This is a genomic window from Pseudomonas sp. TWI923, assembly GCF_039673365.1.
GTDB classification, from domain to species: domain Bacteria; phylum Pseudomonadota; class Gammaproteobacteria; order Pseudomonadales; family Pseudomonadaceae; genus Aquipseudomonas; species Aquipseudomonas sichuanensis.
In genome coordinates this window covers 67,994-85,641 of record NZ_JBDJLM010000010.1, presented here as the reverse complement: position 1 = coordinate 85,641, position 17,648 = coordinate 67,994, and the positions used below count along the sequence as shown (strand labels likewise).

Genomic DNA, 17,648 nt, shown 5'->3' with positions numbered 1-17,648 from the left:
CACTGGTCGGCATCGTGCGACCCGGCTACAGTAAGGCTTTTGACCCACGCGAGCTTGTGCATGAATCTACTGCGCCCCACCCTGCTGACGCTGGCCTGCCTGATGGCCCTGCCCGGCCACGCCGACGACCTGCCGTCACTGGGCGATGCCAGTTCCGCGATCGTTTCGCCACAACAGGAGCACCAGCTCGGGCGCGCCTGGCTGAGCCTGCTGCGTGGCAACGTCAACCAGCTGAACGACCCGCAACTCAAGGATTTCGTCGAGACCAGCGTGTACAAGCTGGCCGAGACCAGCCAGGTGCAGGACCGGCGCCTGGAATTCATCCTCATCGACAGCAAGGAACTCAACGCCTTCGCCGCGCCCGGCGGCATCGTCGGGGTCAACGGCGGGCTGTTCCTCAACGCCCAGACCGAAGGCGAGTATGCCTCGGTACTGGCCCACGAACTGGCGCACTTGTCGCAGCGCCACTTCGCCCGTGGCGTCGAAGCCCAGCAGCGCATGCAGTTGCCGATGATGGCAGCGCTGCTGGCGGGCATCGTGCTGGCGGCGGGGGGCGGTGGCGACGCCGGCATTGGCGTGATTGCCGGTACCCAGGCGGCGGCCATCCAGGAGCAGCGGCGCTTCTCCCGGCAGAACGAGCAGGAGGCCGACCGAATCGGCATCCAGAACCTCGAAAAAGCCGGTTACGATCCGCGCAACATGCCCAACATGTTCGAGCGCCTGGCGCGCCAGTACCGCTACGACGCCAAACCGCCGGAATTCCTCCTGACCCACCCGGTCACCGAATCCCGGGTGGCCGACACCCGCAACCGCGCCGAGCAGGCGCCGGCGGGCGGCGTCGAGGACAGCCTGCGCTACCAGTTGATCCGCGCCCGCGTGCAGCTCACCTACGAAGGCACCCCGGGCCTGGCCGCCAAGCGCTTCCGCGCCCAGCTTGAAGAGAACCCGCAAATGGACGCCGCGCGCTATGGCCTGGCGCTGGCGCAGATCAAGGGCGGCCAGCTCAACGAAGCGCGGGAGAGCCTCAAGCCGCTGCTGGCCAAGGCGCCCAACGACATCACCTACAACCTGGCGCAGATCGACCTGGACATCACCAACAACCGCCTGGCCGACGCCCAGCAGCGCGTCCAGCGCCTGCAGGCGCTGTACCCGGGCAACTACCCGCTGAAACAGGTGCGCGCCGACCTGCTGGTCAAGCAGGGCAAGCCGGCCGAGGCGGAGAAAGTGCTGGATGATCTGGTCAAGAGCCGCCCGGACGATCCGGACGTGTGGTACGACGTTGCCGAAGTGCGCGGCCTTTCCGGCAACACCATCGGCCTGCACCGTGCCCGCGCCGAGTACTTCACCTTGGTTGGCGACTTCGACCAGGCCATCCAGCAGCTCGACTACGCCAAGCGCCGTTCGGGCAGCAACTTCCCGCTGGCCTCGCAGATCGACCAGCGCCAGCGCGAGATCATGGAGCAGCAGCGCATGGTCAAGGACATGATGGGGCGTTAGCGCCCGCCCCCTGTAGGAGCGGCCTTGCGCCGCGAAAGGGCCGCAAGGCGGCCCCGGCGATTGCGAGGTGATGCATAAATCCTGGGCCCTTTCGCGGCGCAAGGCCGCTCCTACAAGGGCCGTGCAAGCAGCTTCAGGCGTTGCCCGACAACTTCAAACGCGCCGCCTGGGTGAAATCCAGCATGCGGTTGAGCGGCTTGATCGCCTTGGGGATCAGTGCCGGCTCGACGAAGATTTCGTTGCTGCCAGTGCGCAGGCAATCCAGCACACGCTCCAGGGTATTCATGGCCATCCACGGGCAGTGCGCGCAGCTGCGGCAGGCCGCGCCGTTGCCGGCGGTGGGGGCTTCGACGAATTCCTTGTCCGGGCACAACTGCTGCATCTTGTAGAAGATGCCGCGGTCGGTCGCGACAATGAACGTCTTGTTCGGCAGGGTCTGCGCAGCCTTGATCAGCTGGCTGGTGGAACCCACCGCGTCGGCCAGCTCGATCACCGCTTCCGGCGACTCCGGGTGAACCAGGATCGCCGCGTCCGGGTACAGCGCCTTCATGTCGGCCAATTGGCGCGACTTGAATTCTTCGTGGACGATGCAGGCACCGTCCCACAGCAGCATGTCGGCGCCGGTCTGCTTCTGGATGTAGCGACCCAGGTGCTGGTCCGGGCCCCAGATGATGGTCTCGCCGTTATCCATCAGGCTTTCGACGATTTCCAGTGCGCAGCTGGAGGTCACTACCCAGTCGGCCCGTGCCTTCACTGCGGCGGAAGTGTTGGCGTACACCACCACTGTGCGCTCGGGGTGCTGGTCGCAGAAGTCCGAGAACTCCTTGACCGGGCAGCCCAGGTCGAGCGAGCAGGTGGCTTCCAGGGTCGGCATCAGCACGCGCTTTTCCGGGGTGAGGATCTTCGCCGTCTCGCCCATGAAGCGCACCCCGGCCACGATCACCGTGTCAGCGGGGTGGTTCTTGCCGAAGCGGGCCATTTCCAGCGAGTCGGACACGCAACCGCCGGTCTCCTCGGCCAGGGCCTGGATCACCGGATCGCAATAGTAGTGGGCGACCAGCACGGCATTCTGCTTCTTCAGCTCGGCGGCGATGGCCGCACGGTACTCGGCCTCCTGCGCGGGCGTCAGCGGGTGGGGCTGCTTGGCGTCGAGGTGAGCCTGTACCAACAGGCGTTCGGAAATCTGGGTCATGATCGCAGGACCTGCAGGGCGCGTACGCGCGTCAATCGAGTGTATCACCCGGCCCTGACAGATCGGCTAGCGGTGCCGGACGGCCAGCTGGGCGGGCCCTCGCGGCCCCTCTGCGGGCGCGGATTATTATCGGACGGCGAAGGCTACAGGCAATCGCAGCGATGCAAAAGGGGTTTTTGCGTGGCGGGGCTGAATGCAATCGCGGGGCAACCCCGCTCCCCCAGTGGGAGCGGGCTTGCCCCGCGAAATGGGCCTGGAACCTGCTATCAGCCCTGGGGCTGCAGGGCCGCCAGGTGGCCACTGATGAGCATGGCGAACTCTTCGACGGTCATCTTCTTGCCGTTGAAGTCGACCATGCCATCGGCATACTTCAGGCTCGAAACCACGTCAGTGCCCTGCACCGTGGCCATGCCACTCTGCACCGCCATCATGCCGACCATTTCACCGGCCTGGCTGGATTGCTGGGCGATGGCCTGCGCATCGGTCTCGCCGCCCAGCAGTGCCTGCAAAGTGGCCAGGTCACCGACCATTGGCTTGGACACGCTCAGCTTGCTGTGCAGGCTGCTGACCAACTGCTTGCCCAACTGATCAGGCGGCAGGTCGAACGAGGTCGGGTTGGCGAAGTCCATGGCCAGGCTGAAATGGCTCTCGCCGTTGGCCGTCTTGAACGACAGTTTTTCCAGCGCCAACTGCGGCTTGCCGGCCAGCATCTTTTGCAGATCGCCCTGGACCTTGGCCTGTTCTGCCGGGGTCATGTCGAGCGACGGCAGCGCCTGCCCTTCGGCGGCCGCCTGCTGAACCTGCGGCATCTTGGTCTGGTACCACTCCAACAGTGCCTGCAGGGCCGGAATGTCGATGGACTTCATGGTGAAGACCATCTCGCCGCTGCCCACCTTGCGCCCGGCATAGCTGATGTCGGCCACCTTGTACTCCAGGCGCCCGGCCAACTTGTCCTTGGCTTCGCCTTCGGCGCTGTACAGGTTGTTCTGCTGCAGCCCCTTGAGCACCAGCACTTGCTGATCGGCACCGCTGGTGACCTGCGTATCAGCCAGGGCCAGGTCGACGTTGCCGACGTAGATCATGTCGTGGTCGGTCTGGGTGAGCTTGCCGCCAGCCTTGAAACCATTGAGCAGGATCTTCACCGGCGTCTCTTGCGCATCGGCGAAGTTCATTTCCAGGCGATCGGCATTGGCGTGGAATTCAGTGTCCTTGCCTTTGTCGCTACCGCGCAACAGCACTTGCATGCCAGAGAAGTCCAGGACCTTTTCACCATCCTGCTCGAGCTTGACAGGCGCCAGGCGGATATCGCATTCAACCGTGCCCCCATAGCTCAGACTGATTTGGCCGCTGACGGGCACCTTGTCACCCGCCGCAGCGAACCAGGGCGCGGTGAAATCGTCCTTTTCCAGTGCGGTGTTGCTGGTGGCCATCACCGGCATCAGCTTGAATGCCTTGACCCGCGACCAGGGGAACGGGCCGTGCTCGATCTGGTCGACCACGCCGACGTCGAAGTTGAGCTTCTCGACCTCGCCCAGTTGAATATCCTTGGCCTTGAGGCGGTAGTGCGCCGTGCTGGTGAAGAAATGCTGCTCCAGCGAAGCCAGTTCGACGGTCATGCTGCCGCCACTGCCGGCCAGGGCTTTCTTCATCTCCAGATTGAACTGGATGACGGAGCTCTCCAACTCCGCCGGCAGCTGTTTGCCGGTGTACCAGGCGCCAGCGGTGGCTGCGACGGCGATGGCGACGGCCAGGCCGGAAAGGATGCCTACTGATTTCTTCATGAATAGAACCGATTGCTGTCCATAGGGGCTGCGCGTGAAGGTACGCGAGGACGCGCAGAATACCACTGTCAGGGTGAGCGCATGGCATAGCAGTAGCACACACGCAGGCGAGGCACCGTACCACCGCCCTTCTTGTCGTCAATATTTATAGACACGAGAATCCGCACAAAACAGGTAAAGCGCCAAAAAAAGGCCGAAAAACCCCTTCGATGTAGATAAAAAACAACATGACTAGTCAGTCTGTCATGTTTAACTTGACACCCTAATGACCATCGTTTTTTATTTCACCCACCTTGCAAGCGCCCATTCCACGAAGAAGAACAATCGCGCCGCCATCATGCCCAAACGCCCCTGCCCGCACGCGCCGCCTTCCTCGTCCCGGCGCTTGAAGCCCTGACACCCGCGCCCTCTCCGCGCACTTCGCAGCTCCAACATAAAAGGTGAACAACATGGAGCCCACCCGCTCGACCTTGCCGTGCCCGCCGCACGCCGTGCCTGCCGTCCAACGCCAGGAGTACCACGCGCATGCAGCTTGACCACCGCGCCACCGGCAACGGCCAGTTCCGTAAATCCCTGCGCCTCTGGCACGTGGTGATCATCGGCCTGGCCTACCTCACCCCGATGACCGTGTTCGACACCTTCGGCATCGTCTCCGGCATCACCGCCGGGCACGTGCCCAGTGCCTATATCCTGGCGCTGGCGGGCATTCTGTTCACCGCTGTGAGTTATGGCACCCTGGTGCGGCGCTTCCCGCAGTCCGGTTCGGCCTACACCTACACCCAACGCGCGATCAACCCGCACGTGGGCTTCCTGGTGGGCTGGTCGTCGCTGCTGGACTACCTGCTGCTGCCCATGGTCAACGCGCTGCTGGCCAAGCTGTACCTGTCGGCGATGTTCCCCGAGGTACCGGCATGGATGTGGGTGGCCGGCTTCGTCACCGTGATCAGCCTGATCAATATGCGCAGCATCAACCTGGTGGCGCATTTCAACCTGCTGTTCGTGCTCGTCCAGGTGGCGATCATGAGCGTGTTCGTCTACCTCTGCGTGCGTGGCCTGGATCAAGGAGAGGGCCTGGGCACCGCGTGGAGCCTGGTGCCGTTCGGCGACGAGCAGACCCAGTTCGCCGCCTTGGCCGCGGGTGCGACCATCCTGTGCTTCTCGTTCCTGGGCTTCGACGCGGTCACCTGCCTGTCGGAAGAAACCCGTAATCCAGGCAAGACCATCCCGCTGGCGATCTTCCTCACCGCGCTGATCGGCGGCGTGGTGTTCATCGGCGTGTCGTACTTCATCCAGGCCTACTTCCCGACCATGCAGCGCTTCCACGACCAGGAAGCGGCGCTGCCGGAAATCGCCCTGTATGTCGGCGGCAAGCTGTTCCAGTCGGTGTTCATCGCCTGCACGGTGATCAACACCATCGCTTCGGGCCTGGCGTCGCAGACCAGCGTGTCGCGCCTGCTGTACGTGATGGGCCGCGACAAGGTGATCCCGGCCAGCGTGTTCGCCCGCCTGCACTCGCGCTACAAGACCCCGGTGCTGAACATCGCGATTGTCGGCCTGGTGGCGCTGTCGGCGATCTTCTTCGACTTGGTCACCGCCACGTCGATCATCAACTTTGGCGCGCTGGTGGCGTTCAGCTTCGTCAACCTCTCGGTGATCAACCACTGTTACCTGCGCGAGGGCAACCGCCAGGGGCTGGCCAACAAGATGAAGTACCTGGTGCTGCCGACCATCGGCTTCTGCATCATCGTTTCGCTGTGGCTGGACCTGAATGAACACTCGCTGCTGTTCGGCGGCGTCTGGGCGGCACTTGGCGTGCTGTACCTGGGCTGGCTGACCAAGGCCTTCCGGGTTGCGCCACCGAACTACATCGCTGAATGAACCACACCCGACGCCCGCCTGACCGCGGGCGTTCTGTTTTGATCGAGAAGGAAAAGCCCATGTCGCTGCGCCGCCTCTCCATCCAGTGGAAGATCACCCTGCTCGCCGGCCTGTGCCTGTTGGCCATCGTCGCCCTGCTGGTGGCCACCTCGCTCACCCAGGCCCGGCGCAACGCCGAGCAGGTGTTCCAGGCCAACACCGAGCTGCTCGATCGCAGCGCCCGCCTGCGCCTGCAGGCCCACGGCGAAACCCAGGCGCTGCGCATCCAGCGCTACTTCATGGACGCCTACCAGTACGGCAACGGTTTCGCCCGCCTGGTGCAGGCGCTCAAGGCCCGGGGCGGCGCCGACCTGCGCAACCAGCTCAACCACGAAGCCCGCGCCGCACTGGCCGGCAACCCCGACCTGATCGGCCTGTACCTGGTGTTCCAGCCCAACGCCCTGGACCAGCGCGACGCCCAGTTCGTCGGCCAGGCCGATGCCGGCAGCAACGACAGCGGGCGCTTCTCGCTGTACTGGTCGCAAAGCAGCCCAGGCGCGCTGGAAACCGAGGCCATGCCCGAGTCGATGCTCGCCGACGCCAGCATCGGCGCCAACGGCTCACCCTACAACCGCTGGCTGACTTGCCCCTTGGAAACCGCCAAGGCCTGCGTGCTCGACCCGTACTTCGACGAGATCAACGGCCAGAAGGTGCTGATGACCAGCATTGCCCTGCCACTGCTCGAAGGCGGCAAGGTGGTGGGCGTGATCGGCCTGGACATCGGCCTGGACAACCTGCAGCAGCTGGCCCTGGCCGGGCGCCAGGAACTGTTCGACGGCCAGGGCCAGGTAAGCATCGTCAGCCCGGTCGGGCTGTTGGCCGGCCACAGCCAGGACGCCCGGCAACTGAGCCAGACCGTGGAACAGGCCTTTGGCAGCGCTGCCAGCGCCTTTACCGCGCCCCTGCGCGCCGGCCAGCCGGTCGAGCGCCTGGATAACGGCATGATGCGCATCTCGCGCCCCTTCACCCCGATCCCCGGCGCCGCGCCCTGGCAGGTGCTGCTGGAGCTGCCGGAGAGCGTGCTGCAAGCGCCGGCGGTAGCCCTCAACCAACGCCTGGACGATCACAACCAGCGCGCCAACCTGACCAGCCTGCTGATCGGCCTGGGCGCTGCCGTACTGGGCCTGCTGCTGGTGTGGCTGACCGCCCGCGGCGTGACTCGGCCGATCCTGGCGGTGGCCGCGCGCCTGAAAGACATCGCCAGCGGCGAAGGCGACCTGACCCGGCGCCTGGACTACGCCCGCGACGACGAACTGGGGCAATTGACCGGCTGGTTCAACCGCTTCCTGGACAAGCTGCAGCCGGTGATCGCCCAGCTCAAAGGCTCGGTGCAGGAAGCCCGTGGCACCGCCGACCAGTCATCGCTGATCGCCAGCCAGACCAGCACCGGCATGCAGCAGCAACACCGGGAAATCGAACAGGTGGCCACCGCCGCCAACGAAATGAGCGCCACCGCCCAGGACGTCGCCCATAACGCCGCGCAAGCCGCCCAGGCCGCACGCGGCGCCGATCAGGCTACCCGTGAAGGCCTGGCCCTGGTCGCGGCCACCCGCCAGGCCATCGACCAGCTGGCCGGCGGCATGGATGCAGCCATGGAGCAGGCACGCTCGCTGGAGAGCCGTGGCGAGCAGATCGGCTCGGTGCTCGAGGTGATCCGCGCCATTGCCGAGCAGACCAACCTGCTGGCACTTAATGCCGCGATCGAGGCCGCCCGCGCCGGCGAGGCCGGGCGTGGCTTTGCGGTGGTCGCCGACGAAGTCCGCAGCCTGGCCCAGCGCACCCAGGTATCGGTGGAGGAAATTCGCCAGGTGATCGAAGGCCTGCAGCAGGGCACCCAGGACGTCGTCGCCGCCATGCACGGTGGCCAGCGCCAGGCCCGCGAGAGCGCCGCGCAGATGGAACAGACCCTGCCCGCCCTGCAACGCATCGACCAGGCGGTAACGGTGATCACCGACATGAACCTGCAGATCGCCTCCGCCGCCGAGCAGCAGAGCGCAGTGGCCGAGGAAGTGAATCGCAATGTCGCGGGGATTCGCGATGTGACCGAATCGCTGTCCGGGCAGGCCGATGAATCGGCACGGATCAGCCAGGCGCTCAACCGGCTGGCCAACCAGCAACAGGGTTTGATGGAGCAGTTCCGCGTCTAGGAACGGCTGTGCACCAGAACTTCGAGGGCCGCTCAGCGGCCCATACAACGTTTCTCGAGGCTTTCATTTCCTGTTGACGATCTTTTCACTTCACCTGCTCTAGCGTCGCCTCCTTTATGCAGCCGCCAGCCTGATGGCGGCTATCTGGCTCCTGAGGCGCACGTGACCACCCCATCCCCCACCGCAAAAAAAACCATGGACTGGGCAGGCCTCGGCTGGCTCCTGCTGTTTTTCTGGTATTTCTCCGGCGTCACCCAGGCGCTGTTGCTGTTCAGCGGCACCACCGGTTTCGCCGGGTTTCGCGACGCCTTCATCCTCAGCAGCCTGTGGCTGGCGCCGGTACTGTTGCTGCCACGCCTGACCCGCGGGCTTGCGGCCGTCATCGGCCTGGTGTTGTGGGCCAGCTCGCTGGTGGGCCTGAGTTACTTCGGCATCTACCATCAGGAGTTCTCGCAGAGCGTGATCTTCGTGATGTTCGAGTCGAACACCGCCGAGGCCAGTGAGTACTTCAGCCAGTACTTCAGTGTTTCGCTGTGCCTGGCACTGCTGCTGTACACGGCGGTTGCAGTGCTGCTGTGGACCCGCATTCGCCCGGTTACCCTGCCTCTGCGCAGCCGCATCCCCGTGGTGGCCTTGCTGCTGGTGTCGCTGCTGGTGCTGCCGTTCTACAAACAGCTCGTCACCCAGCAACGCACCTTTGCCGAAGCCCGCGAGAAGGTCGAACAGCGCATGGAGCCGGCGGTCCCCTGGCAGTTGGTGGTGGGCTACCGGCAATACCGCCAGCAGCTCGACAACATGCAGGAGCTGCTGCAACAGAACGCCGCCCTGCCGCCGCTGCAGAACCTTGCCGACAGCAGCGGCGACACGCCGCGCACCCTGGTGCTGGTGCTGGGTGAGTCCACCACCCGCGAGCACATGCACCTGTATGGCTACAACCGCGACACCACGCCGAACCTGGACGCCCTGGCCGCCAGTGACAAGGGCCTGACGGTGTTCCGCAACGTGGTGTCGCCGCGCCCCTACACCATCGAAGTGATGCAGCAGATCCTCACCTTCGGTGACGAACAGCACCCGGACCGTTTCCTGACCGATCCGTCGCTGATCAACCTGATGAAGCAGGCGGGCTACAAGACCTTCTGGATTACCAACCAGCAGACCATGACCAAGCGCAACACCATGCTCACCACCTTCTCCCAGCAGACGGACGAGCAGGTCTACCTGAACAACCAGCGCAACCAGAACGCCAGCCAGTACGACGATGTGGTACTCGCCCCCTTCGAAAAAGCGCTGCAGGACCCGACGCAGAAGAAGTTCATCATCATCCACCTGCTCGGCACCCACATGGATTACCGCTACCGCTATCCGGCAGATTACGAGCATTTCAAGGACAATGCCGGCGCCCCGGCAGCGCTGTCGCCGGACAAGGTGCAAACCTACAACTTCTATGACAACGCGGTGCGCTACAACGACTACGTGGTATCGAGCCTGATCAAACGGTACGCGGCCACCACGCCGAACGGCTTCTTGCTGTATCTCTCCGACCATGGCGAGGATGTCTACAGCTCCGGCCAGCACGATCGCCTGGGGCGCAACGAAGGTGACCCGACCCGACCGATGTACACCATCCCGTTCCTGCTCTGGACCTCGCCGAGCTGGCAGGCCAGCCACCCACGAGACCTGCAGGCGATGGCCTCGCGCCCTTACAGCAGCTCGCACCTGATCCACACCCTGTCCGACCTGGCCGGGCTGAGCTACGACCGCTACGAGCCCGCCAAGAGCCTGGTGAGCACGCAGTTCAGCCCCAGCCCACGCTGGATCGGCAACCCTTACGTGAAGAACGGCCTGCGCGAGTTCGACCAACTGCCCGACAGCAAGGCGCAACACGAGCAAAGCACCGCATCCAGCGACGAGGTAAAGCCGGGCAAAGGCTGACAGAGACAACGCCCATCAAAAAAGCCGATACCCGAACAATCAGGTATCGGCTTTTTTGTTGTAACCAGGGCGATGGAGAGAACATTCTCCCGGCAGCGGAAACGAAAAAGCCCGCCATGAAGGCGGGCTTTTCGTACTGCAATATGGTGGGTCGTGTAGGATTCGAACCTACGACCAATTGGTTAAAAGCCAACTGCTCTACCAACTGAGCTAACGACCCGTTGGATGGCGCGTATATTACTGATTTCTCAGGAGAAATCAACACCCCATACGCATTTTTTTAAAAATAACGGGTCGGGTCCGCTACACCGGCTGCACTGAAGCCATCGGCCCGCAGGCGGCAGCTGTCGCACTTGCCACAGGCGCGCCCATCATCATCGGCCTGATAGCAGGACACGGTCAGGCTGTAGTCCACGCCGCGAGCGATACCGGCCTGGACAATCTGCGCCTTGCTCAGGTTCTGCAGCGGCGCCTGGATGCGGAAGCCCTGCCCTTCGACCCCGGCCTTGGTGGCCAAGTTGGCCATGCGCTCGAAGGCCTCGACGAACTCGGGGCGGCAGTCCGGGTAACCGGAATAGTCCACCGCATTGACACCAATGAAGATGTCACGCGCCTGAAGCACTTCGGCCCAGCCGAGCGCCAGCGAGAGGAACACGGTGTTGCGCGCCGGCACGTAAGTCACCGGGATGCCTTCGCTTGGCGCTTCCGGCACGTCGATGCTGCTGTCGGTCAGGGCCGAGCCGCCGATACCGTTCAGGTTCAGGCCAATCACCTTGTGCTCGACCACGCCCAGGTCATGGGCAACCCGCGCCGCGGCCTCGAGCTCGGCACGATGGCGCTGGCCATAGTCGAAGCTCATGGTGTAGCAGGCGTAGCCTTCAGCCTTGGCCATGGCCACCACGGTGGCCGAATCGAGGCCGCCAGAAAGCAGGATTACCGCGCGTTTTTCAGTCATGTCTTTTCTCTCAGCGTCCAGGTTCGTCGTTCCACAGCAACTTGTGCAGCTGCAGCTGGAAACGCACGGGCAGGTTGTCGGCGACGATCCAGTCAGCCAGGTCGGAGGCTTTCACCTGATGGTGGCTGGGCGAGAACAGCACTTCGCCGGCACGCTCGGTCAGGTTGTACTGGATCAGTTTGGAGACCGCCCAGTCGTAGTCTTCGCGCGAGCAGATAACGAACTTGACCTGATCGTTGCGGGTCAGTAGCTCGATGTTCTCGTAGCGGTTACGGTGCGACTCTTCGGAGCCTGGCGTCTTCAGGTCGACTACGCGGCTGACCCGGGTATCGACGCCGCTGATATCGAGAGCGCCGCTGGTTTCCAGCGAAACCTCGTAACCGGCATCGCACAGGCTGCGCAGCAGCGGCAGCGCATTCGGCTGGGCCAAAGGCTCACCGCCGGTGACACAGACATAGCGCGGCTTGAAGCCGGCCACCTGCTCGAGGATCGAACCCAGGCTACGCAGAGTGCCGCCGCTGAAGGCATAGGCACTGTCGCAGTACTGGCAACGCAGGGGGCAACCGGTCAGGCGCACGAATACCGTGGGCAGCCCAGCCGTTCGCGTTTCACCCTGCAACGAGTAAAAGACTTCGGTGATGCGTAATGTGTCTTGCATGATCGCCACGGGCGTGACAGCTGAACAGGCTGTCCGCCTCCGTCAGGCACTGTCGCGGACTCGACATGGCGTTATCCGCAGCAGCGTGTTTACGAAAAAAGGGCAGTGATTCTAACGAAAAAACCCGCGACAGGCGCGGGTTTCTTCATGAAGCATTGACTCAGAGCTTTTGCAGGTCACGCTCAGCCAGTTTGGCGGCAGTGGTTTTAGGGTAGTCAGTGACCACCTTCTGCAAAATCCCTTTGACCTTGTCGGTGTGGCCCAGGCGGCGCTCGACGTCGGCCAGCTTATAGAGCGAATCCGGCACCTTGCTGTGCTCCGGATACAGCTGGCTGACCTTGGCAAAGGCCTGGCTGGCACCCTGCAGGTCGCCTTTGGCGAGGTTCACTTCGCCCAGCCAGTATTGCGCGTTACCGGCGTACTGGCTGTTGGGGTACTTGCGCAGGAAGGCGTTGAAGGCCTGGCTGGCCTTGTCGAAGTCCTTCTGCTTGATCAGGTCGAAAGCCGCGTCGTAATAGAGCTTTTCTTTCGCCGGATCACCCGGCTCGCTGCTGGCGGCCGGTGGCTGCGCGGCGCTGGCGCCGGCGGCGGCACCCGTGGCTGCGTTGTTCGCACCACCGGTGGAGGAATTATCGGGAGTCGCGGCAGGTGCCGTTCCGCTGCCAATGCGGCGGTCCAGTTCCTGATAGCGCTCGAGGTTTTCCTGCTTCATGCGCGACACATCGTTCTGCAGCTCTTCGATGATGCCTTGCTGGCGGGAAATCTGGTCCTGCATCTGCTGCAGCTGCATGAACAGCTGGCCGTTTGCAGAAGCAGGGGCCGAAGCCCCTGCTCCGGCATAGGCGCCGCTCGTGCCATAACCCGCAGGTGGCAAACCACCTGCGTTGTCATCTACTACGGGAACCGCAGCCCACGCCGAGAGGGGCAGGCTGAGTGCGAGGACGGTTACTACACGGCGGCACATACGCATAGGAACTTACTTACGCAGTTCTACGCGACGGTTCTGAGCCCAGGACTGCTCGTCGTTGCCGGTGGCAACTGGACGCTCTTCGCCGTAGGAGACCAGTTCCAGCTGAGCAGGGGAAACGCCCTGCAGAACCAGGTAACGCTGAACGGCCTTGGCACGACGCTCACCCAGAGCCATGTTGTACTCGCGGGTGCCGCGCTCGTCGGTGTTGCCTTCCAGGACAACGCGGTTGCCGTTGGACTTCAGGTCCTTGGCGTGAACGTCCAGAGCGCGCATGGCTTCTGGCTTCAGGTCCGAGCTGTCGTATTCGAAGTAGAAGGTGGTGATTGCGCGCAGGGCGGCTTCTTCGCTCAGGGAGCCGTCAACAGCGCCAGTGTTGGCACCGTAGCCAGCGTTCGGGTCAACAGCGCCTTCACCAGCGTTGTCACCGCCTTTCGAGGAGCAACCTACAGCTACGGCCATGGCCAGAGCCAGCGCAGCAAATTTACCAAACTTCAGCATTTCCATCTTGAAACTCCTAATGAAACCCCAATGTGTTAAGCAAAACGTGTTACGCCGCAATCAGTTCAGGTAAGGGGACCAGGACGGTTCTCTGACTTCGCCTTGAGCGGTAGGAAGCGGGAGCCTCACGCGGCCGTTAAGCGACACGAGCATCAAGACTCCCCGGCCCTGCTGGCGGGTGGCGTAGATTAGCATGGTGCCGTTTGGCGCAACAGTGGGAGACTCATCAAGACTGGTCTCGGTGAGAATCTTTACACTTCCGCGTTGCAGATCCTGGGCAGCCACTTTGAAGTTGGTGAAACCTTGTTGGCGATGGATCATCACCAGGGTCTTTTCATCCGCCGACAGTTTCGGGTTGGCGTTGTAGTTGCCCACGAAAGTTACCCGCTCGGCACCACCGCCACTAACCGACTGTTTGTAGATCTGTGGCTTGCCGCCACGGTCGGATGTGAAGTAAAGGGTGTTGCCATCCTTGCCCCAGAACGGCTCGGTATTGATACCGGGGCCGGCAGTGACACGGCTGATCTGACGCGAAGCGACGTTCATCACGTAGATGTCCGGGTTGCCGTCCTTCGACAGCACGAACGCCAGGCGAGTACCGTCGGGCGACCAGGCTGGAGCGCCGTTCAGGCCTTCGAAATTGGTGACCTGTTCGCGGCGACCGGTATCGATGTGCTGGATGAAGATGCGCGGACGCTTCTGCTCGAACGACACGTACGCGATGCGCTTGCCATCCGGGGCGAAACGCGGCGAGAGGATCGGCTCGCGCGACTGCAGCAGGGTGACCGCGCGGGCGCCGTCGTAGTCCGAACGCTGCAGGGTGTAACGGGTGTTGTTGGTCGAGAAACGCTCGGCGGTCACGTACAGCATACGGGTGGAGAACGCACCCTTGATGCCGGTGAGCTTCTCGAACGACTGGTCGGCGATGTAGTGGGACATGTCACGCAACTGATCGACACCACCCGCGACGCTGCCGGTCAGCACTTGCTGCTCGGTGGCGACGTTGAACAGTGCATAGCTGACCTGCAGGCGACCACCGGCAGGCACGATGCTGCCGACCATGACGTACTGCGCGCCCAGTGCTTTCCAGTCACGGAAGATGACTTCGCTGGCCTGGGTAGGCTGGCTGATCATGTTCTGCTTCGGAATCGGCGAATAGTAGCCGGAGTTGCGCAGGTCGTTGCCAATGATATCGGCCATGTCCTCGGGCAGCACGCTGCCGCCCTGCACGCCGAAGGGCACTACCGCGATGGGGGTTGCCCGGTCGCTGCCGCTGGTGACCAGGATGTTCTTTTCCTCCGCCATGGCCATGCCTGCCACGCAGCAGAGCAAGACCAGGAGTCCTCTCAGACGTTTAATCACAACGCTAGATCCTCAGGTGTAAATGTCATCTTGAATGAACGATACGGATTGAATTCGTTCGGCTTCAAGCCCTGCATCTCGGTCAACCGACCAATGTTCTTCACCGCGGCCACGGCCGAGCTGTCGAACGGACCGTCGCCGCTGGATTTGGCCACGCTCACATTGGTGAGGGTACCGTCCGGCAACATGTTGATCTGCAGAACTACCGTCATGCCCTTGCGCGCAGAGGGCGGACGCGCCCAGCCTTCGGCTGCTCGCATACGGATCAGGTCGTCGAAATCGCCGGCCACCTGGTCACCCTGCTCATCGGCCAGCGCCTGCTGGCGCTCGGTGGTGTCGGACAACAGCTCGGCAAGTGCCTGAGCCTTCTTGTCTTCCGCCGATTTGCGGGCCGCTTCCTGTGCTTTTTTCTTCTGGGCGTCTGCAGCGGCCTTTTTCTTGGCCTCTTCAGCTGCCTTCTTCTTCGCTTCCTCGGCCGCCGCTTTCTTCTTGGCGTCCTCGGCTGCTTTTTTCTTTGCGTCTTCGGCGGCTTTCTTCTTCGCCTCTTCCGCTGCCTGTTTCTTGGCCTCTTCTTCGGCCTGCTTTTTCGCCTCTTCTTCAGCCTTCTTCTTGGCGATGTCGGCCTGCTGTTTTTCAGCCGCCTTCTTCGCTTCTTCGGCTTTCTTGGCTTCTGCGGCTTTCTTCTGCTCGGTCGCCTTGGCGGCCTCTTCGGCTTTCTTGGCCTCGGCGGCTTCGCGGGCTTCCTCAGCTTTTTGAGCAGCGTCTGCTTTCTTTTGTTCCGCAGCCTTCACGGCTTCCTGCTCGACCTTCTTCTGCTCCAGCTGCTCGACCTCGGTCTGCCGCGACGCGGTCTTCTTCGCTTCCCCGGCAATCTTCTGATTGGTCTGGGTGGTCGCTTGGCTCTTGGACTTGAGCTGGTAGAGCGTGGCCTGGACGATCGGCTTGGAGGGTGGCAGCTCAGGCGTCATGGCGAAACTGACGAACAGCATGCCGAACACCAGCACATGCAGGCCGATGGCCCAGACACTGGGCCAGAAGTAGCTTTCCGAGGCGGATGGCTCTCGCTGCTGCATCAGGGCGCCTCGGTAATCAGGCCAACGTTACCGACACCAGCCTTCTGCAACCCGCCCATGGCACCCATGACCGCGCCGTAGTCGACGGACTTGTCGCCACGAATGAAGACCTGGGTCTGCTTGCCCTGGTCGCGACCGGCGGCAATGATCTTGGTCACCGCGCTGGTCATTTCCGGCAAGGTCATGGCCTTGTCCATCTGCTTGTCGGTGTCGACTTCACTGCCGAGGTTCCAGAAGTAAGTCTTGTCGGCCTTGATAGAGATGGTCAGGATCTGGACATTGTTGTCCTGCGGCAGGGCCTCGCTGGACACCTTGGGCAGGTCTACTTTCACGCCCTGGTTGAGCATGGGGGCGGTCACCATGAAGATGACCAGCAGCACCAGCATCACGTCGATGTAGGGCACCACGTTCATCTCGGCGACCGGCTTGCGTTTGTGGCGAACTCGGGCCATGGGTTTCTACCTGATCACTCTTCGCTGGTGTGTACTTTGCGGTGCAGGATCGCCTGGAACTCGTCGGCGAAGGTGTAGTAACGACCAATCAGTACTTCACTGCGTGCGGCAAAGCGGTTGTAGGCGATGACCGCCGGGATCGCGGCGAACAGGCCGATCGCGGTGGCAATCAGGGCCTCGGCGATACCGGGGGCCACGGTGGCGAGGGTCGCCTGCTGGGCGCTGGCCAGACCGCGGAACGAGTTCATGATGCCCCAGACGGTACCGAACAGGCCGATGTACGGGCTGGTGGAGCCGACGGTGGCGAGGAACGGCAGGCTCTGCTCGAGCTTCTCTTCTTCACGCGAGATGGCAACGCGCATCGCACGGCCAACACCTTCCATCACGGCATCCGGGTCGACACCCGGCTGCTGGCGCAGGCGCGAGAATTCCTTGAAGCCGGCACGGAATACCTGCTCGACACCCGAGTCCGGGTCCGGGTTGCTGCCGGCCTGGCGGTACAGCTTGGACAGGTCGATACCCGACCAGAAGCGCTCCTCGAAGGCATCCAGGGCACGACGACCGGCGCGCAGCATGGTGCTGCGCTGGAAGATCATGACCCAGGACATGACCGAAGCGGCCACCAGGGTGAGCATTACCAGCTGAACCACGACGCTGGCATTGGCGACCAGGCTCCACATGGAGGTATGGTCGACGACGTTTGCTTCCACGCTTATTCTCCTGCGTTGGATTGAGTACCCGCACCGTCCGCCAGGAACGCATCGCGCAGTTCTGGGGGAATGGCCCGGGGCTTGAAAGTGTCGGCACGCACGGCGGCCACAAGGAACTGCCCCTCGCAGAGCAGCACTTCATCCTTTATTCGCCATACCTGCTGCACGAAGCGCAGGCTGGCGCGATTCAATTCAAGCACTTGCGCGGTTACCCGCAATTCGTCGTCCAGCCGCGCCGGCGCGTGGTAGCGCGCTTCGCTGGAGTGCACGACGAACAGAAGATTGTCACCCGCCAGTTGCGCCTGGGAAAAGCCCAGGTGACGCAGGCGCTCGGTACGCGCTCGCTCCATGAACTTGAGGTAGTTGACGTAGTACACCACCCCACCCGCGTCGGTATCCTCGTAATAGACGCGACAGCGGTGTGCGAACGGTTCCAGCCCATTTTGCGCGCGCATACTCTAGTGCTTACTCCTGAACTTGCCAATCCGCCCAGGCAACTGTTTT

15 protein-coding genes and 1 tRNA gene are annotated in these 17,648 nt (G+C 63.0%); 4 read left to right on the top strand and 12 right to left on the bottom strand.

What is annotated here, in order from left to right; translation table 11 throughout:
• Positions 1-60: 60 nt before the first annotated feature.
• Positions 61-1,497, top strand: coding sequence for a M48 family metalloprotease (locus ABE459_RS07180; protein WP_323830195.1), 1,437 nt, complete (start codon positions 61-63; stop codon positions 1,495-1,497).
• A 133-nt stretch (positions 1,498-1,630) separates the two neighbouring features.
• Here ABE459_RS07180 and nadA read toward each other — a convergent pair whose 3' ends face one another.
• Both nadA and ABE459_RS07170 read right to left on the bottom strand, forming a co-directional pair.
• A complete protein-coding gene (nadA, locus tag ABE459_RS07175; RefSeq protein WP_125465132.1) occupies positions 1,631-2,689 on the bottom strand; it encodes a quinolinate synthase NadA in 1,059 nt (352 codons plus the stop codon).
• 266 nt (positions 2,690-2,955) lie between these two features.
• Positions 2,956-4,470, bottom strand: coding sequence for a YdgA family protein (locus ABE459_RS07170; protein ID WP_125465133.1), 1,515 nt, complete (start codon positions 4,468-4,470; stop codon positions 2,956-2,958).
• A 525-nt stretch (positions 4,471-4,995) separates the two neighbouring features.
• Here ABE459_RS07170 and ABE459_RS07165 point away from each other — a divergent pair.
• The 3 genes from ABE459_RS07165 to ABE459_RS07155 all read left to right on the top strand — a co-directional run bounded on the left by ABE459_RS07165 (position 4,996) and on the right by ABE459_RS07155 (position 10,466).
• Entirely contained in the window at positions 4,996-6,348 is a 1,353-nt protein-coding gene (locus ABE459_RS07165; RefSeq protein ID WP_125465134.1) for an APC family permease, read from the top strand.
• A gap of 59 nt (positions 6,349-6,407) precedes the next feature.
• Positions 6,408-8,534 carry a methyl-accepting chemotaxis protein gene (locus ABE459_RS07160; protein ID WP_323830196.1) on the top strand — a complete coding sequence of 709 codons (2,127 nt, stop codon included), beginning with the start codon at positions 6,408-6,410 and terminating at the stop codon, positions 8,532-8,534.
• A gap of 162 nt (positions 8,535-8,696) precedes the next feature.
• Positions 8,697-10,466, top strand: coding sequence for a phosphoethanolamine transferase CptA (locus ABE459_RS07155; RefSeq protein WP_323830197.1), 1,770 nt, complete (start codon positions 8,697-8,699; stop codon positions 10,464-10,466).
• 144 nt (positions 10,467-10,610) lie between these two features.
• On the opposite strand, the gene ABE459_RS07150 is transcribed toward ABE459_RS07155, so the two are convergent.
• From ABE459_RS07150 to ybgC, 10 genes are all read right to left on the bottom strand, one after another.
• Positions 10,611-10,686 (bottom strand) — tRNA-Lys (locus ABE459_RS07150).
• A gap of 60 nt (positions 10,687-10,746) precedes the next feature.
• On the bottom strand, positions 10,747-11,421 hold the full coding sequence (queC, locus tag ABE459_RS07145) for a 7-cyano-7-deazaguanine synthase QueC (RefSeq protein WP_125859814.1): 675 nt from the start codon (positions 11,419-11,421) through the stop codon (positions 10,747-10,749).
• A 10-nt stretch (positions 11,422-11,431) separates the two neighbouring features.
• Positions 11,432-12,079: a 7-carboxy-7-deazaguanine synthase QueE gene (gene queE / locus ABE459_RS07140; protein WP_323830198.1), complete on the bottom strand. Its 648-nt coding sequence runs from the start codon at positions 12,077-12,079 to the stop codon at positions 11,432-11,434.
• 160 nt (positions 12,080-12,239) lie between these two features.
• Positions 12,240-13,049 (bottom strand): tol-pal system protein YbgF, encoded by an 810-nt coding sequence (gene ybgF, locus ABE459_RS07135; RefSeq protein WP_125465139.1) that lies wholly within the window; start codon positions 13,047-13,049, stop codon positions 12,240-12,242.
• Between the two features lie 6 nt (positions 13,050-13,055).
• Positions 13,056-13,553, bottom strand: coding sequence for a peptidoglycan-associated lipoprotein Pal (gene pal, locus ABE459_RS07130; protein WP_008090230.1), 498 nt, complete (start codon positions 13,551-13,553; stop codon positions 13,056-13,058).
• A 54-nt stretch (positions 13,554-13,607) separates the two neighbouring features.
• On the bottom strand, positions 13,608-14,858 hold the full coding sequence (gene tolB / locus ABE459_RS07125) for a Tol-Pal system beta propeller repeat protein TolB (protein ID WP_223277225.1): 1,251 nt from the start codon (positions 14,856-14,858) through the stop codon (positions 13,608-13,610).
• A 47-nt stretch (positions 14,859-14,905) separates the two neighbouring features.
• Positions 14,906-15,982, bottom strand: a complete 1,077-nt coding sequence (gene tolA, locus ABE459_RS07120; protein ID WP_125465141.1) for a cell envelope integrity protein TolA — start codon at positions 15,980-15,982, stop codon at positions 14,906-14,908.
• On the bottom strand, positions 15,982-16,434 hold the full coding sequence (gene tolR, locus ABE459_RS07115) for a protein TolR (protein WP_110992339.1): 453 nt from the start codon (positions 16,432-16,434) through the stop codon (positions 15,982-15,984). Before tolR ends, tolA begins: the two co-directional genes overlap by 1 nt.
• Before the next feature lie 14 nt (positions 16,435-16,448).
• Positions 16,449-17,144, bottom strand: coding sequence for a protein TolQ (gene tolQ / locus ABE459_RS07110; protein WP_125465142.1), 696 nt, complete (start codon positions 17,142-17,144; stop codon positions 16,449-16,451).
• 2 nt (positions 17,145-17,146) lie between these two features.
• Positions 17,147-17,599: a tol-pal system-associated acyl-CoA thioesterase gene (gene ybgC, locus ABE459_RS07105; protein ID WP_125465143.1), complete on the bottom strand. Its 453-nt coding sequence runs from the start codon at positions 17,597-17,599 to the stop codon at positions 17,147-17,149.
• Positions 17,600-17,648 lie beyond the last annotated feature (49 nt).

Coding starts and splice junctions, on each gene's coding strand:
- ABE459_RS07180 (WP_323830195.1), top strand. CDS start 61: ATGAATCTACTGCGCCCCACCCTGCTGACGCTGGCCTGCCTGATGGCC.
- nadA (WP_125465132.1), bottom strand. CDS start 2,689: ATGACCCAGATTTCCGAACGCCTGTTGGTACAGGCTCACCTCGACGCC.
- ABE459_RS07170 (WP_125465133.1), bottom strand. CDS start 4,470: ATGAAGAAATCAGTAGGCATCCTTTCCGGCCTGGCCGTCGCCATCGCC.
- ABE459_RS07165 (WP_125465134.1), top strand. CDS start 4,996: ATGCAGCTTGACCACCGCGCCACCGGCAACGGCCAGTTCCGTAAATCC.
- ABE459_RS07160 (WP_323830196.1), top strand. CDS start 6,408: ATGTCGCTGCGCCGCCTCTCCATCCAGTGGAAGATCACCCTGCTCGCC.
- queC (WP_125859814.1), bottom strand. CDS start 11,421: ATGACTGAAAAACGCGCGGTAATCCTGCTTTCTGGCGGCCTCGATTCG.
- queE (WP_323830198.1), bottom strand. CDS start 12,079: ATGCAAGACACATTACGCATCACCGAAGTCTTTTACTCGTTGCAGGGT.
- ybgF (WP_125465139.1), bottom strand. CDS start 13,049: ATGCGTATGTGCCGCCGTGTAGTAACCGTCCTCGCACTCAGCCTGCCC.
- pal (WP_008090230.1), bottom strand. CDS start 13,553: ATGGAAATGCTGAAGTTTGGTAAATTTGCTGCGCTGGCTCTGGCCATG.
- tolB (WP_223277225.1), bottom strand. CDS start 14,858: ATGGCCATGGCGGAGGAAAAGAACATCCTGGTCACCAGCGGCAGCGAC.
- tolA (WP_125465141.1), bottom strand. CDS start 15,982: ATGCAGCAGCGAGAGCCATCCGCCTCGGAAAGCTACTTCTGGCCCAGT.
- tolR (WP_110992339.1), bottom strand. CDS start 16,434: ATGGCCCGAGTTCGCCACAAACGCAAGCCGGTCGCCGAGATGAACGTG.
- ybgC (WP_125465143.1), bottom strand. CDS start 17,599: ATGCGCGCGCAAAATGGGCTGGAACCGTTCGCACACCGCTGTCGCGTC.